16 protein-coding genes are annotated in these 14,985 nt (G+C 49.6%); 15 read left to right on the top strand and 1 reads right to left on the bottom strand.

Features of this window, described 5'->3' with window-relative positions:
- Positions 1–28: 28 nt before the first annotated feature.
- The 3 genes from QEZ41_RS05730 (at position 29) to QEZ41_RS05720 (ending at position 3,698) form a co-directional block, all read left to right on the top strand.
- A complete protein-coding gene (locus QEZ41_RS05730; protein ID WP_289410438.1) occupies positions 29–490 on the top strand; it encodes a hypothetical protein in 462 nt (153 codons plus the stop codon).
- A gap of 53 nt (positions 491–543) precedes the next feature.
- The gene (locus QEZ41_RS05725) at positions 544–780 is read left to right on the top strand and encodes a TIGR02647 family protein (protein ID WP_289410437.1); all 237 of its coding nucleotides are present in this window, start codon (positions 544–546) and stop codon (positions 778–780) included.
- 92 nt (positions 781–872) lie between these two features.
- Positions 873–3,698, top strand: coding sequence for a class I adenylate cyclase (locus QEZ41_RS05720; RefSeq protein ID WP_289410436.1), 2,826 nt, complete (start codon positions 873–875; stop codon positions 3,696–3,698).
- A gap of 16 nt (positions 3,699–3,714) precedes the next feature.
- Here QEZ41_RS05720 and cyaY read toward each other — a convergent pair whose 3' ends face one another.
- On the bottom strand, positions 3,715–4,047 hold the full coding sequence (cyaY, locus tag QEZ41_RS05715; protein ID WP_289410435.1) for an iron donor protein CyaY: 333 nt from the start codon (positions 4,045–4,047) through the stop codon (positions 3,715–3,717).
- Positions 4,048–4,164: 117 nt separating this feature from the next.
- Between cyaY and lptM the strand changes: the two genes are divergently transcribed.
- The 12 genes from lptM (at position 4,165) to QEZ41_RS05655 (ending at position 14,965) form a co-directional block, all read left to right on the top strand.
- Positions 4,165–4,305 carry an LPS translocon maturation chaperone LptM gene (lptM, locus tag QEZ41_RS05710; protein ID WP_289410434.1) on the top strand — a complete coding sequence of 47 codons (141 nt, stop codon included), beginning with the start codon at positions 4,165–4,167 and terminating at the stop codon, positions 4,303–4,305.
- A 9-nt stretch (positions 4,306–4,314) separates the two neighbouring features.
- A complete protein-coding gene (lysA, locus tag QEZ41_RS05705) occupies positions 4,315–5,562 on the top strand; it encodes a diaminopimelate decarboxylase (RefSeq protein ID WP_289410433.1) in 1,248 nt (415 codons plus the stop codon).
- Between the two features lie 2 nt (positions 5,563–5,564).
- The gene (locus QEZ41_RS05700) at positions 5,565–6,164 is read left to right on the top strand and encodes a diaminopimelate epimerase (RefSeq protein WP_289410432.1); all 600 of its coding nucleotides are present in this window, start codon (positions 5,565–5,567) and stop codon (positions 6,162–6,164) included.
- On the top strand, positions 6,161–6,850 hold the full coding sequence (locus tag QEZ41_RS05695; RefSeq protein ID WP_289410431.1) for a DUF484 family protein: 690 nt from the start codon (positions 6,161–6,163) through the stop codon (positions 6,848–6,850). Before QEZ41_RS05700 ends, QEZ41_RS05695 begins: the two co-directional genes overlap by 4 nt.
- Position 6,851: 1 nt before the next feature.
- Positions 6,852–7,739: a tyrosine recombinase XerC gene (xerC, locus tag QEZ41_RS05690; protein WP_289410430.1), complete on the top strand. Its 888-nt coding sequence runs from the start codon at positions 6,852–6,854 to the stop codon at positions 7,737–7,739.
- 175 nt (positions 7,740–7,914) lie between these two features.
- Positions 7,915–8,961, top strand: coding sequence for a lipopolysaccharide heptosyltransferase II (gene waaF / locus QEZ41_RS05685; protein WP_289410429.1), 1,047 nt, complete (start codon positions 7,915–7,917; stop codon positions 8,959–8,961).
- The gene (gene waaC, locus QEZ41_RS05680) at positions 8,961–9,971 is read left to right on the top strand and encodes a lipopolysaccharide heptosyltransferase I (RefSeq protein WP_289410428.1); all 1,011 of its coding nucleotides are present in this window, start codon (positions 8,961–8,963) and stop codon (positions 9,969–9,971) included. Before waaF ends, waaC begins: the two co-directional genes overlap by 1 nt.
- 3 nt (positions 9,972–9,974) lie before the next feature.
- A complete protein-coding gene (locus QEZ41_RS05675; protein ID WP_289410427.1) occupies positions 9,975–11,111 on the top strand; it encodes a glycosyltransferase family 4 protein in 1,137 nt (378 codons plus the stop codon).
- A gap of 48 nt (positions 11,112–11,159) precedes the next feature.
- On the top strand, positions 11,160–11,966 hold the full coding sequence (rfaP, locus tag QEZ41_RS05670; RefSeq protein ID WP_289410426.1) for a lipopolysaccharide core heptose(I) kinase RfaP: 807 nt from the start codon (positions 11,160–11,162) through the stop codon (positions 11,964–11,966).
- Positions 11,966–12,697 carry a lipopolysaccharide kinase InaA family protein gene (locus tag QEZ41_RS05665; protein ID WP_289410425.1) on the top strand — a complete coding sequence of 244 codons (732 nt, stop codon included), beginning with the start codon at positions 11,966–11,968 and terminating at the stop codon, positions 12,695–12,697. Before rfaP ends, QEZ41_RS05665 begins: the two co-directional genes overlap by 1 nt.
- 88 nt (positions 12,698–12,785) lie before the next feature.
- Positions 12,786–13,538 (top strand): lipopolysaccharide kinase InaA family protein, encoded by a 753-nt coding sequence (locus QEZ41_RS05660; RefSeq protein WP_289410424.1) that lies wholly within the window; start codon positions 12,786–12,788, stop codon positions 13,536–13,538.
- Complete coding sequence (locus tag QEZ41_RS05655; RefSeq protein WP_289410423.1) at positions 13,535–14,965, top strand: lipopolysaccharide kinase InaA family protein; 1,431 nt, start codon at positions 13,535–13,537, stop codon at positions 14,963–14,965. Before QEZ41_RS05660 ends, QEZ41_RS05655 begins: the two co-directional genes overlap by 4 nt.
- Positions 14,966–14,985: the final 20 nt, after the last annotated feature.

Genomic DNA, 14,985 nt, shown 5'->3' with positions numbered 1-14,985 from the left:
CAGAGTAAGTAGATGCAGAGGCACATGAATGACAGATAAACCAAGAGATGCACGCTACCAAGTGTCGGCAGACCGTGAGTCGGCGGTGCGTCGCGTCCGCTATGTAGAAACCAACCGTGGTGATGCAGACGAATGCACGCTGTGCCAACTGGATGAAGGCGTTATTGAATCTGCTGCAGGCAGTGCGTTGGCAGCCAGTGAGTCGCAGGATGAGCAACAGCCAGAAACAGAAGAAGCGCAGTTTGTTCGTCAGCAGTTATTTGAGGCCATTGAAAATCAATTGCGCGATAATGATCCACCTTTCGTGCAATCTGTACTGAATAAACTTGTACTAGTTGGGATTGGGCGAGAGGAAGCTGTAGAAATGATGGCGTACATCTTGTCCTTGGAAATACAAAAGACTCTGAGCCAGGACAGTGGTTTTGATCTGCAGAACTACGAAAAAATGTTGCGGGCGCTACCTGACTTGCCCGATGATGAAGATGCATAAAACCGTAGCATTAAGCCACGGTACTGAATTTATTTCGCCACTTAGGAGGCATTATGTCTTGGACTGATGAATTATTCGCTGAGCTGGAAGTGCTGAGCCTATACCCTTTAGAAAGCGCCCAAGAGGGCATCAAGGTTCACAGCAGCGCCGATCCCATTAAAGTGGCGGCGGTTGAGCGTTTGTTTGACAAAGGCTTGGTGGACCAAAAAGATGGCGGTTATTTGACCTCGCTGGGTTTGGAAGCAGTACGCAACCTCAGCACACTTAAAACAATTCTGACCACTCCCTAGTTAGTAGTTATCGGGTATGCCAAGTTACGCAATGTTACTTGGCGTATTCTCGACTTAAATCCATTCCAGATACCCTCATATTTTAAATAAACATGGCAGAAATTCGTCCCAATATAGATGAAGGCATTGACCGCAAGGATTTAACGCGTTTACAGCAGCGTTTCCTGATGGTTAACAACAAGCGTATCGAGCGTGCTAATTGTACGCTGTCGAGCCGACAACAGTTGGTGCTGCGTCTACTGCCATTATTGCTGCATACCAACCATCCGCTACTACCGGGTTATGTCTCAGGAACAACGCCGGCTGGGTTTACTACCTATGAGCCTAAGCCTGAACTGGTGCAGGAAGCGCAGGGTTTGGCACGCTCTTTTGTCTATCGTCCCGCCCGAGGTTATAACCAAAATCAGCTTTATAGCCTGTTTTTAATGGGCAGTTCAGGCTCGATTGGTTATGTAGAACAAAGTGATATGGATTTCTGGCTTTGTTATGACCCCACGCTGGATCCGCAGTCCGTGGCTGAGCTACGCCGTAAATGCGATGACTTGCAAGTCTGGGCGGCCAGTATGGGCGCTGAAATACATATATTTTTGATTGATCCACAGCAGTTTGCCTCGGGTGAAAAAGAAGGGCAGTTAACCTCGGATGACTGTGGTACCACGCAGCATTATTTATTGTTGGATGAGTTTTATCGCACCGCTGTTTGGTTAGCCGGACGTACGCCTATTTGGTGGTATGTGCCTGTGTATGAAGAACATAGGTATGCAGAGTATTGCAAAATATTGCTCGATAAACGCTTTGTGCGTGAGCATGAGGTGGTGGACCTGGGTCACTTGGCGCGTATTCCGGCTGGTGAGTTTGTCAGTGCTGGTATGTGGCAACTCTATAAGGGTATTGAGGCGCCCTATAAATCGTTACTAAAGCTGCTGTTGATTGAAGTGTACGCCTCTGAGTACCCAACCGTTGACTGCATTAGCCTGCAATTCAAGCAAGCTATTTATCAAGACACTATTAATTTTGATGAGCTTGATGCCTATGTGATGCTTTATCGTCGTTTAGCCAAGTATTTAACAGAGCGTGGTGAAAACGAGCGTTTGGAATTAATGCGTCGCTGTTTTTATCTGAAAGTAGAAAAAAAACTCACCCAAGGGCTTACTCACCGAAATAAAAGCTGGCAGCGCACCCTGTTGGAGAAGCTTACCCAACAGTGGCAGTGGTCAGAAAAAGAGCTGCAGCATTTAGATGGCCGCGATCAATGGAAAACCATGGAAGTACAGGTTGAGCGGCGGCTCTTAGTGTCAGAGTTGATGTACAGCTACCGTTTTTTAAGTCAGTTAGCGCAACGGCTGCAAGTGGTCAGTGCGATTAATGCGCGGGATTTGGCCATATTGGGACGACGCCTGTATGCAGCGTTTGAGCGTAAGGCCGATAAGGTCGAGTTTATTAATCCGGGTATTGCGCCCAACTTAGCCGAAGATACACTCACGCTGGTTGAGTGCTTTGCCGATGACAGGTCAGAGCATTACTGGGCTTTGTATCCCGGGAGCGTGACCCAGCAAAACTGGCGCTACCATACCCCGCTTAAGCGTATGCGCGAGTTGATGGCTTTGTTGGTATGGGCGCACTTTAACGCTGTGGTGGATGCCGGCACGCGTATTAGTGTGCTGACGAGCACCAGCGATCTGCGTGAGCGTGAACTGTATGGGATTTTCCAAAGTTTACGGCAAAACTTTGCTTTGCCCCTGCGCAAGGTTTCAGAAACTGAGCTGTTGAGCCAGTCCTATCCCGTACGAGTACTGTTGTTGGTAAACGTGGGTGTCGATCCACTGCCTTTGCTCAGTCAGCACAATGTGCACATTGCTACCGAGCAAACCAACGTGTTGGATTTTTCTGGGCGACGTGAAAATTTGGTACTGACCTTGGATCATATCGTTATCAATAACTGGAACGAAATGCTGGTGCGGCGTTTTAGCGGTGAAAGTGCTTTGCTGGATTGCTTGGCGGCACTGCTCAATGAGTATGCCAAAACCACAGTGATACCTGATGTGCAGGTGGAGTGTTTCTGCCGTAATCGTGCGCGGGCCATTTCCCAGCGGGTTAGCGATGTGGTTATTCAGGCTTTTATGCATGCACGTAATTACCCGAGCAGTCGTTACTTGTTGCAGGTGCAGGATTACTTCCAGATTTTAGAGCTTAAAGACGGGGTTGCCAGCCAGCATACAATGCCTAGTCTGGCAAGCCTTGAAACTTATTTGGGGCGTAACCAAGCAGAGTGCCTGCCTTGGCAAATTGATGAATACAGTCTGCAGGGGCATGCCTTAAAGTATATTTTGCCTTTAGCGCAGCCGCATAAGGTGCAGGTGTATTACCGTATCCAGGGTGAAGAAGCAGAGATACATGTGCTCGACGAGCGCAACAGTCTGTTTAAGCAGCGCCTAGCATTTACCACTGAACAAGCCTTGTTGATGCCCCTGCAACGCTTTTTTACTGCTTTGCAGTATCGCCGCTTTGCTACCGAAGTTATTGAACAGCCGAGCTTTGAGTTGCCGTATCAGCTTGAATACTATCGTTTATGGCCTGACGGTACCTACGCTGTGCAGCGTGTTGAGCCAGCACAACCTGCCTTGTTGGGTCAGGATACGTTTTACTCGGTACAGGCCATTATCAGCAGTGCTGGCGCGGTGACGCTCTACTGTAATCACCAAGAGTTTACCGAGCTTGAATATGGCGACAAGCTGTACGAAAAAGTTGCAGGTACTATTTTGGCGATGCGTCGCTCAGCCGAGCCTTATCCGTGTTATATCACGGATTTGGATTTATCCAGACGCTTGCCCGCCGAAGAGTTGCAAACCGTACGCTTTTTAAAGAAAAAAGCGGAGCTGGAGCGGCGACTCAATACCGCGATGCAAGCCTTTGTTTAAACGGATTCTCTGCTGTTTATAGTGGTGGGAAATCGAGCGCAACTTCTGCTTGTTCAGCAAAGATTTTGTTGAGCATGGCGTCTAAATATAGCTGCTCTGTAGCGCAATACCAGCGTTGCTCGGTGTGTAGGTAATCAAAATGAAATCCACCGCTGCGTGCGGCTAACCACAGTTGTTTAAGGGGTTCTTGACGGCTGAAAATCAGCTGGCTGCCATTGGTGAAAATAATGGTTAATATGCCGCCTTGGTTTTCTATATCTAAATCGAGTTCGGACTCATCAAACAAATCTTCTAGCTGCTCTTGCAGCGTATCAATCAGATCGTGAAATTGGCTTGAATTTAGGGACATTGGCTTTTCCTCGGGCAGGCTCTGAATGGTGCAAAGCTGCTAAACTAAAAATTAGTCAAGAACTTGCGGTGTGGGTATACTCGCAACAATTTATCGCAACAGTATAGGATGTTCCAGATGAAACGCCTTGCGCTTTCTTTTATTGGCTTGATTGCAATTTGCGCCGTGCTCAGTGGTTGTGGACAAAAAGGGCCACTGTATGATCCTGAAGACGAAAAAGCAGCCCACGAGCATCGCCGCGATCGTTATGAGTTATAGGATATTAATGTGAGTCAATTTGAGTATCGTGACGGTCTGCTATACGCCGAAGATGTAGCCTTGACCGAAGTGGCCAAGAAGTTTGGCACGCCTACTTATGTGTATTCCCGCGCTCATTTAGAGCAGCAATACAACAGCTACGCCGATGCCCTAGATGGTATGCCGCATTTGGTATGTTTTGCTGTAAAAGCCAACTCTAATTTAGCGGTTTTGAACGTGTTGGCACGACTAGGTGCTGGTTTTGATATTGTTTCTGGTGGCGAGTTAGAGCGTGTGCTGGCTGCTGGTGGGCAAGCCAATAAGATAGTGTTTTCAGGTGTAGGTAAAACTCGAGCAGAGATGCATCGTGCGCTACAGGTGGGAATTCATTGCTTTAATCTGGAGTCATTGGACGAGCTTGAGCGACTGCAAGAAGTCGCCGCAGAGTTGGGCGTGCAGGCGCCAGTCTCGGTACGCGTCAACCCCGATGTTGATGCGGGTACGCACCCCTATATTTCTACAGGTCTTAAAGATAATAAGTTTGGGATTGCCATCCATGAAGCAGAGGCGGTTTATCAGCGCGCGGCACAACTGCCGAACATCACCATTTTGGGTGTGGATTGCCATATTGGCTCACAACTAACCAGTCTTGAGCCCTTTTTAGATGCACTTGAGCGCGTGCTTATCTTGGTTGATCGCCTGGCTGAATTAGGCATTAACATTGAGCACCTCGACTTGGGCGGCGGCTTGGGTGTGCGTTATCGTGATGAAGAACCACCCTGTGCCGGTGACTACATTGCTCAAGTTAGACAGCGCTTGGCAGGTCGTAAGCTAACCCTTATTTTTGAACCCGGTCGTTATATCGCGGCCAATGCCGGTGTCTTGCTCACGCAGGTAGAGTATTTAAAACATAGCGCTGACAAAGACTTTGCCATTGTTGATGCGGCGATGAATGATTTGATTCGCCCTGCGTTGTATGAAGCTTGGATGGATATCAAGCCCGTGGTGCCGCGCGAAGGCACGCCACGCCACTATGATGTGGTGGGGCCGGTGTGTGAAACAGGTGATTTTTTGGGTAAAGACCGCCCGCTTTGTTTGCAAGAAGGCGATTTGCTAGCGGTGTGCTCGGCTGGTGCGTATGGTTTTGTGATGGCCTCTAATTACAACAGCCGCGGCCGTGCTGCTGAAGTGATGGTCGATGGTGAGCAAATGCAGGTTGTGCGTCAGCGTGAAACCATCGCTGAGCTCTATGCCAATGAGAGTTTGCTACCGGAGTAAATATGTTACTACGCTTTAGCAAAATGCATTGTTTGGGCGACGACTTGATGCTGGTTGAGCTGCTTAGTCAGCATGCGTTTATCAATCCTCGCCAAGTACAGCAGTGGTCATCGCGCGCACGTGGCGTAGGCTTTAAGCGTTTAGTGCTGATCGAAGTGCCGCGGCAACCGGAGGTGGATTTTAGCTGCCGCGTATATGCACAAGACGGCACGGAACTCGATTGCTCCTTTGTCGACCTATGCTGTGTGACTCGTTTGCTAATGGAAAAAAAGCTTACTACACAGCATGAGCTTAGATTCGATACCCGCACCGGACAGCAAAACACATGCTTATCAATTGATGGTTGGGTGAGCGTCGAATACCCGCTACAAAACTTTACCCAACTAGAATTTGCACAAAGCTGGCAGGTTGATCTGGGTGAAAACTATCAAGACACCAATCTAGCAGCAGCGCTATCTGTTAAACAGCAGGACGGGCAGCACAATAAGCTGCGTCTTGAATTAGTAAAGGATGAGCTCAGCCTTAGCCTGTGTTTTGAACAGCAAAAAGTAGAGTTGCGCGGCTTGGCTACGCGTACTTTTGAAGGACAGATTAGGATATGACTGATACCCAAGGTGAAGTGAAAATACTGGACGATGCGCTAGTGGCTGATTATCTGCGCCGGCATCCGAATTTTTTTCTAGCACAGGATGATCTGCTGGCAGATTTAAAAATACCCCATGCGCGCGGTACATCGGTGTCGCTGGTTGAACGGCAAATGGCTGTTTTGCGTCAACGTGGCTTGGACATGCGTAGTCGCTTAACGCAGTTGCTCGAAGTGGCCAGAGATAATGATCGTTTATTCCAGCTAACCCGTGATCTGACCTTACAGCTATTAGAAGCGGACAGCTTAGAGGCGCTGGTTGCCGCGCTGGAAGACAGCCTCAAGCAAAAGTTTAAAGTTGAGTTTGTTGGTTTAGTCTTTTTTGCGCAAGAGCCTTTAGCTGTGGGTCGCACAGAGACCTTGACTGATGCGCAAAAGAAAATCTCGGGTTTATTGGTGGGCATACCTGTGTGTGGTGCGTTGCGTGAGTCTGAGCTGCAGTTTTTATTTGGCGAGCAACAGGCGCAAAGTATCCAGTCGGCTGCAGTTATCAGTATTGCCCATAAAGAAAAGCTAGGGGTTTTAGCGTTAGGCAGTGAAAACCCGCAACAGTACAGCAATGCGGTAGATACTTTATTTTTAGACTATATTGCTCAAGTTGTCGCGCGTTTATTACCAACGTTGCTAGCGTCCACCAAGAATTAACATGCAAGTGCAGGTCGAGCAGTTTCTTAATGCACTAATAGCGCAGCGTCAGTTATCTGCCCACACCCACAGCGCTTATCAAAGCGATCTCAACCAGCTACTTGCATGGTTACAGCAACAAGCAATTACCGATTGGCAACACCTTGAACCTATGCATGTGCGCGCATGGATGGCTGAACTGTATCGTAGTGGGCATGCGGTGCGCAGCATCACGCGTAAACTTTCGGCATTGCGCAGTTTTTATCAGTATTTAATTGTAGAAGGCATGGCGAAAAACAATCCAGCGCAAGGGATTCGTCCGCCGCGTGGTGAAAAGCGCCTGCCCAAAACTTTAGATGTAGACCGAGTCGATCAGTTTCTTGAGCAACTACCGCAGCAAACGCCACTCGATAAGCGTGATCGGGCTATCTTGGAATTGTTATACTCCTCGGGTTTGCGTTTAGCTGAGCTGGTGGGGCTGGATTTGCCTGACTTGGACTTAGAGCAGGGCTTGGTGCGCGTGTTAGGTAAGGGTAATAAAGAACGTATCCTGCCTGTAGGCCGGCAAGCACGAGTAGCTTTGCAGAATTGGCTGGATGTGCGTGAACAGTTAACTAAGGATGCGGCAGCGGTTTTTGTCGGCGCGCGCGGACAGCGTATTAACCCTTCGGTGGTGCGCGAGCAAATTAGGCGCGCCGGTAACTTAGAGCTCGGGCAGCATGTGCATCCGCATATGCTGCGCCACTCTTTTGCCAGTCATGTTTTAGAATCTTCACAGGATTTGCGTGCGGTGCAGGAAATGCTTGGACATGCCAATATCAGTACTACGCAGATCTATACGCACTTGAATTTTCAACATCTAGCCCAGGTTTATGATCAAGCTCATCCGCGTGCTAAGCGTAAAAAATAACCCGCAGCAGCGACTGACTGAATGTACTGAATGCACTGAATGCACACATCACACTGTTGCATAACGGTTTTTATAGCTGGTGCGCAGCGCACAACTTTTCTGGAGTGCGCTAATCATTAATCGCTTGATAGTGTAAGATAGCAGCATCTTTAACAGAGCTTGTATACCCGCATCTATGAATATACTCATTGTAGGCCCCAGCTGGGTCGGCGATATGGTAATGGCGCAGACGTTGCTTATGTGTTTGAAGCAGTGTCATTCAGATTGCACTATTGATGTGCTAGCCCCAGAGTGGAGCCGGCCTATTCTTGAGCGTATGCCTGAGGTTCGCCAAGCGTTGAGTTTTCCGCTGGGGCATGGCGTATTAGACCTGCGCACTCGTCGCCGCATTGGTCGGCAAATGAAGGGGCAATATCAGCAAGCTATTGTGCTACCTAACTCTTTTAAGTCTGCTCTAACACCGTTTTTTGCGGATATTCCTGTGCGCACAGGCTGGAAGGGTGAAATGCGCTATGGATTGCTCAACGATCTGCGTACGCTGGATAAACAGCGTTACCCGCTAATGATTGAGCGGTTTATGGCCTTGGGCTATGACAAAAATACGGAGTTGCCCAAGCCTTATCCACGCCCGCATCTGGACGTTATTGCAGAGAATCGAGATGCAGCGTTACAAGCATTTAAGTTAACCACCGAGCAGCCCGTTTTGGCGCTCTGCCCAGGTGCTGAGTTTGGTGAAGCCAAACGCTGGCCGGCAGAACACTATGCTCAGGTTGCCGAGCACTATATTCGTCAAGGTTGGCAGGTGTGGATTTTTGGTTCTAAAAAAGATCATCCAGTAGGCGAGGAAATTCGAGCCCTACTTATTCCAGGTTTACGTGAAGAAGTGGCTAACTTAGCTGGAGAAACCTCTTTAGCTCAGGCTATCGATCTTATGTCCTGTGCGGGCGCCGTAGTGAGCAACGATTCCGGTTTAATGCATGTTGCAGCCGCGTTAAATTTACCTTTGGTGGCAGTCTATGGCTCGACCTCGCCCGATTTCACTCCGCCGCTTGCTGAACAGGTGGCGATAGTGCGCACGGGAATTGAATGCAGCCCCTGCTTTGACCGCACTTGCAGATACGGTCATTACAACTGTCTGCGACAGTTACCGCCATCGATGGTTATTGATGCGTTAGCCCAGCTGGTAGGTGTTCCTGTTACATTGCAGGAGTTAGACGGCTAGTGCGCGTGCTCTTAATTAAAACCTCCTCCATGGGTGATGTGATTCATAGCCTGCCTGCGCTGACTGACGCGCAACAAGCCATCCCGGGAATTCGCTTTGACTGGGTGGTAGAAGAAGGCTTCACCGATATTCCGGCGTGGCATCCTGCGGTAGATAGAGTTATTCCAGTGGCGATTAGACGCTGGCGTAAAAATCTTTGGCGTACTTGGCGCAGTGGCGAGTATCGCGCTTTTAAACAAACACTTAAGCAAGCCCAGTACGACCTAGTGCTGGATGCACAGGGTTTGAGTAAAAGTGCTTGGCTGACGCGCGGCTCGTCAGTACCCGTTGCTGGATTGGACCGCGCCAGTGCGCGAGAACCTTTGGCCAGCCTGTTCTACGACCGCCGCTATGCAGTCAACCCGCAATTGCACGCCGTTGAGCGTGTACGTTTGCTGTTTGCTCAAGCGTTGGGTTATCCCATGCCCGAAACGATTGGTGATTACGGTTTAGACCGCCAACAAATCGCACGGCAGTGTGCGGATGTGCCGAGCGAGCCTTATTTAATGCTGTTGCACGGTACAACTTGGCCGAGCAAACATTGGCCAGAAAATCACTGGCGCACTTTGGCGCAGCACTATAATGCGCAAGGGCTAATGATTTTATTACCGTGGGGAAATGCTGCCGAACAACAGCGGGCTGAACGCATTGCCGCTGATTTGCCCAGGGTGCAGGTGTTGCCAAAACTGAGCATCGCGCAAGTAGCGAGTTATTTAGCCGGTGCCAAAGCCTGTGTGGCCGTGGATACAGGGCTGGGACATTTAACCGCCGCCTTGGCTACGCCCTGTGTGTCTTTATATGGCCCAACCCGGCCTGAGCGCGTAGGGGCTTATGGTGAAAATCAAATTCATCTGTGTGCGACTGGCCCTTATGCGGGCAAGGGCGACAAAGAGCAGCCCTGTTTTGATGGGCTAGGTCCAGAGCAGGTAATCCAAGCATTGGCGCATTTAGAAAACACAGAAGACTGTTAAGTTATGCAATTAGCTTTTGTTTTATACAAATATTTCCCTTTCGGTGGTTTGCAGCGTGATTTTTTACGCATCGCCCTTGAGTGCCAAAAACGTGGCCATAGCATTCGGGTGTATACGCTGAGCTGGCAGGGCGAAATTCCAGAGGGTTTTGATGTGCGCGTAGCGTCCATTAACAGCCTGTTTAACCATCATAAATACGTTAAATTCCAACGCTGGTGGCAAGCCGATAATGCGCATAACCCAGTCGACCGTGTGGTGGGCTTTAACAAAATGCCTGGGTTAGATGTGTATTACGCAGCCGATGCCTGCTATGAAGATAAAGCTCAAAATCAACGCAATCCCCTGTACCGGATGTGGGGGCGTTACCAGCATTTTTATAATTACGAAAAAGCAGTATTTGAGCCGAGTGCGCAGACGCAGATTTTGATGATCTCAGCGCAGCAGCAGCCTTTGTTTGTCAAACATTATCAAACCCCTGCAGAGCGCTTTCACTTATTGCCGCCGGGTATTAGCCGCGATCGCCAAGCTCCGCCTAATGCAGCCGACATTCGCCGCGGCTTTCGCCAAGAATTCAAACTGGCTGATGATGATTTGTTGGTGCTGCAAATAGGCTCAGGCTTTAAAACCAAAGGGCTGGACCGTAGCTTAAAAGCCATGGCCAGCTTGCCGGAGGCCATCAAAAAGCGTACCCGACTGATTGTGATTGGGCAGGATGATCCCAAGCCGTTTTTGGTGCAAATACAAACTCTAGGTATTGCTAAGCACGTCAGTATTTTAAAGGGCCGTGATGATATTCCACGTTTTCTATTAGGTGCCGATATGCTCATACATCCAGCCTATAATGAAAATACCGGTACCGTGCTGTTAGAGGCGCTAGTGTCTGGCTTGCCGGTGTTAGTGACGGATATCTGCGGTTATGCTTATTACATAAAAGAGGCCGACTGCGGTCAGGTGTTGAGTAGTCCTTTCGCGCAGAAAAAACTTAATCAAACGTTGGTGCAGATGCTGGAAAACTCCGAGCAGCGCAAAGTCTGGGCGCAAAATGGGTTAAACTACGCGCAAAATGCCGATCTGTACTCCATGCCAGAGCGTGCCGCGGATGTGATTTTAAATGTAGCAGCGCAACCATTGCGCGATTGAATGCCTAGCAATAGGTTACTTTCAGTAAATAACAAGGTAGCGTCCCTAATGAAACCCTTTTTAGCCGAACCCTTTGCCAGCCTATGGGCACAGCAAGACATATTTGCTGCCGCTGAAGCCTTGCAGGGCCAGGTGTATCGTGAGTTAGAAGGGCGACGTACTCTGCGTACCGAAGTGGGCGGACACGGCTATTTTGTCAAAATTCATCGCGGTGTAGGCTGGGGTGAGATTTTTAAAAACCTGCTCACTGCTAAGCTGCCAGTGTTAGGTGCGCGTAACGAATGGCTCGCTATCGAACGCCTCAAACAGGCTGGCGTCGACACCATGACCGCGGTGGCCTTTGCTGAGCGTGGCAGCAATCCAGCCAAACAGCATTCCTTTATTATCACCGAAGAATTAGCACCGACCATTAGCCTAGAAGACTACTGCATGGACTGGCCGCACAATCCACCCCCGCCAGCCATCAAACACGCACTGATTAAGCGCGTTGCCACCATGCTCGGCACCATGCATCGCGCTGGGGTGAATCATCGCGATTGCTATATCTGCCACTTTCTTTTACACACGGATAAGCCCATGCAGGGGGATGACTTCAAGTTGTCCTTGATTGATTTGCATCGGGCGCAAACACGTAACGCGACGCCGCAGCGTTGGCGTAACAAAGATCTAGCGGCCCTGTATTTCTCCGCCTTGGATATAGGCTTAACCCAGCGCGATAAGCTACGCTTTTTAAAGAGCTATTTTGTCCAACCCTTACGCCAAGTCTTGCAGGATGAGGCGCAGTTGTTGAGCTGGCTTGAGGTCAAAGCAGGCCAGCTCTATGAGCGTAAACAGCGCTACGGGGATGCGCTCTGATGTCTGATTGGTATTTGCATTCTGACTATCAACATCTAAGAGAAGAGTTTGGCAGCTTGGAAGCGGTGTTTAATCTGCAAGGCGAGCGTGTCACCCACGACCCCATTTCTGAGGTTATACGCGTCAGTCGCGCGGCAGTGGTGTTTTATGTTAAGCGCTACCGTCGCGCCATTGGCTGGCGCAAGTACTTACCGCGCCAACGCATACAGGCTGAGTGGGAAAATCTAGAGCATTTTGCTAGCTGGGGTATTCCCACCGCACAGGTTATCGCCCATGGTTTGCAGCGCCGTGCTGGTGCGTTTGTGCGCGGGGCGATGATTACTAAAGAAATTCCTAATACGACGGACTTGGCTGCTTTGGCTCATGACGGCAGCCCGTTATTGCTGGATAATGACTGGGTGCACAGCGTTAGCCAGCAAGTGGCAGGTTTTACTCGTGCAATGCACCAGCAGAGCTTTGTGCATAATGATTTGAAGTGGCGCAATATATTGGTCGATGAGGCTGGCGCAGCCTATTTAATTGACTGCCCAACCGGTGGGTTTTGGTGGGGACCCTTTCTGCACTATCGGATTATCAAAGATCTAGCCTGCTTAGATAAAGTGGGTAAATATCATCTGAGTCGCAGTCAGCGCTTGCGTTTTTATTTGCAGTACAGTCAGCAGCAACGTCTTACCCCTACGGATAAAAAACGTATCGCTAAGATTATTAGTTTTTTTGCCGGGCGTGAATAAAGCGGTTTGGTTGTTTACAGGGCTAGGCGCAGGTCGCACAGAAGGCGTAACCCCACTATAATGCACGACTCTAAAAAGAGGATATGTCTTGCAGGATTATACAGACCCTAGTCTTGAGCCATTACTAGCCGAGCATCAGCTAAATGATTTTGCGGCACTGTGGGCGCTGCAACTTGAAGCCGTAGATGTGCCCAACACTGAACGTGGCGGCTGGAGCAGCGTGGCGCGATTACAGCTCGGGGATCAGGGTTTGTATCTTAAGCGACAAATCAATCATCTGACCCGCAGCTTTCGCCACCCCCTAGGCGAGCCAACCTTTGCGCGTGAGTTTCGCACCATACAACAGTATCAACGCTTGGGTATTCCCGCCTTAAAAGCAGCTTACTTTGCACAGCGCAAGGTTGGGAGCGAGCAGCGTGCCATTCTGATTACCTATGCGTTAGATGATTGGCAGGATCTGGATGATTGGTTTGAGCAGTGGCCAGAGCTGAGCCCGGCGGAACAAAAAGGCATTATCCACGCCTGCGCGCACTTAGCGAAAACCCTGCACACTGCGGGACAGATGCATGGCTGTTTTTACCCCAAGCATATTTTCCTGCAGCGCACCGACGAATCTGGTTTTGCCGCGCAATTGATTGATTTAGAGAAAACCCGCCCTCTGTTGTTAGGGCAGCGCGATCGTATTAAAGATCTTGAAACGCTGGTGCGCCGATCACAGCGCGTTTGGGGCGCAGAGCAGTGGCGTGATTTCTTGCACAGCTATTTAGACGATGGCGCCGCGGTTGAAAACTGGCTGAAGCGTTTACAGGCACGGCGCAAAGATAAGGAAAATCGCGCATGAATAGCTCGCTTTTACAGGGAAGAAGCCCCAGCTTGCCCCTAACCTTGGGACTGCATACCGGCGATAAGCTGGTTATTACTCAGTGGCTGCGCGTATTACCAGGGCAACGCTATGTCGGTCGGGGGACTTGGCAAGGGCGCAGTGTTTTAGCCAAGCTGTTTGTTGGTACAAAAGCCCAGCGGCACTTTCAACGTGAATTAACCGGCGTGCAAAGTTTGGCGCAGCAGCAGCTAAATACACCACAGCTACTGGCCAGTGATTTTGACGCTGCTTTTGGTGGCTGGATTTTATTTGAATATTTAGCAGACGCGCAAAGCCTTGAACAACAATGGCAGCAACATGCCGCTGAGCCCATGCTCAGCACCGCGCAAGAAAAAGTCTTAGCCCAAGCTCTCACCAGTATTGCACGCATGCATGCACAAGGACTGTGGCAAAAAGACATTCATCTGGATAACTTTCTGCTGCATAATCAGCAGCTGTACATCATTGATGGCGGCGCTATTGCTCAGCAAACGCTGGGGCAGCCGATTAACCAAGAAGCGGCACTAAAGAATTTGGCGGTGTTTTTCGCGCAATTGCCACGTGCACTCGAAGCCCATGTGCATGACCTATTAACCCATTACATGCAAACCAACGCCACTCACGCGCTGCCGTTGCAAGAGTTACACAGCAAAACTCAACAGGTACGTGACTGGCGCGTTAAAGACTACCTTAAAAAAACCGCACGCGATTGCAGCCTGTTTAGCGTGCGTAAAAACAGTCGCGGCATTACCGCTGTTCAGCGTAGCTATGTGGCAGAAATTGAGCCGTTGCTGGCTAATCCAGATCAGTTTATCGAGCAAGGGCATATCTATAAAACAGGCGGTGCAGCAACAGTGGCACGGGTCGAGCAGGGTAATAAAAGCTGGATTATCAAGCGCTATAACATTAAAAGTTTTTCGCATTGGTTAAAACGCTGCTGGCGGCCAACCCGTGCGTGGCATAGCTGGCAAGCAGCGCATCGCTTGCAACAGTTGGAAATCCCTGTTGCCAACACCATTGCGGTCAAAGAGCAGCGTACGCTGGGTTTGCGCCGAACAGCTTGGCTGGTGACCGAATATTGTGGTGAACAAGACTTGATTGCTCGCTTTCAGCCCTATATTGATAATGCCCAAGTGCCTGAAGCAGATTTAACGGCGTTGCAATTGTTGCTCAATAGTATGATTCGCGAAAAAATCAGTCACGGAGATCTAAAAGGACATAACATTCTCTGGCATAATGATCGCTGTTTATTAATAGACCTAGATGCGGTGCGAGCGCACAGCAGCCCGCGCAGCTTTGTACGTGCATTCAGTCGCGATCGTGCACGCTTATTACGCAATTGGCCGCAAGAAAGCCCATTGTATAAATTATTAGATCAGCACTTACCACAGCTGCTCGACAACTGAATTGAAGACTAAGAGGCAAA

Origin of the sequence: Thiopseudomonas acetoxidans (genome assembly GCF_030362935.1) — a bacterium.
In the GTDB taxonomy this organism is placed as follows: domain Bacteria; phylum Pseudomonadota; class Gammaproteobacteria; order Pseudomonadales; family Pseudomonadaceae; genus Thiopseudomonas; species Thiopseudomonas acetoxidans.
Note: the sequence above shows the minus strand (reverse complement) of the source record. Positions and strands in the feature narration are given on the sequence as shown.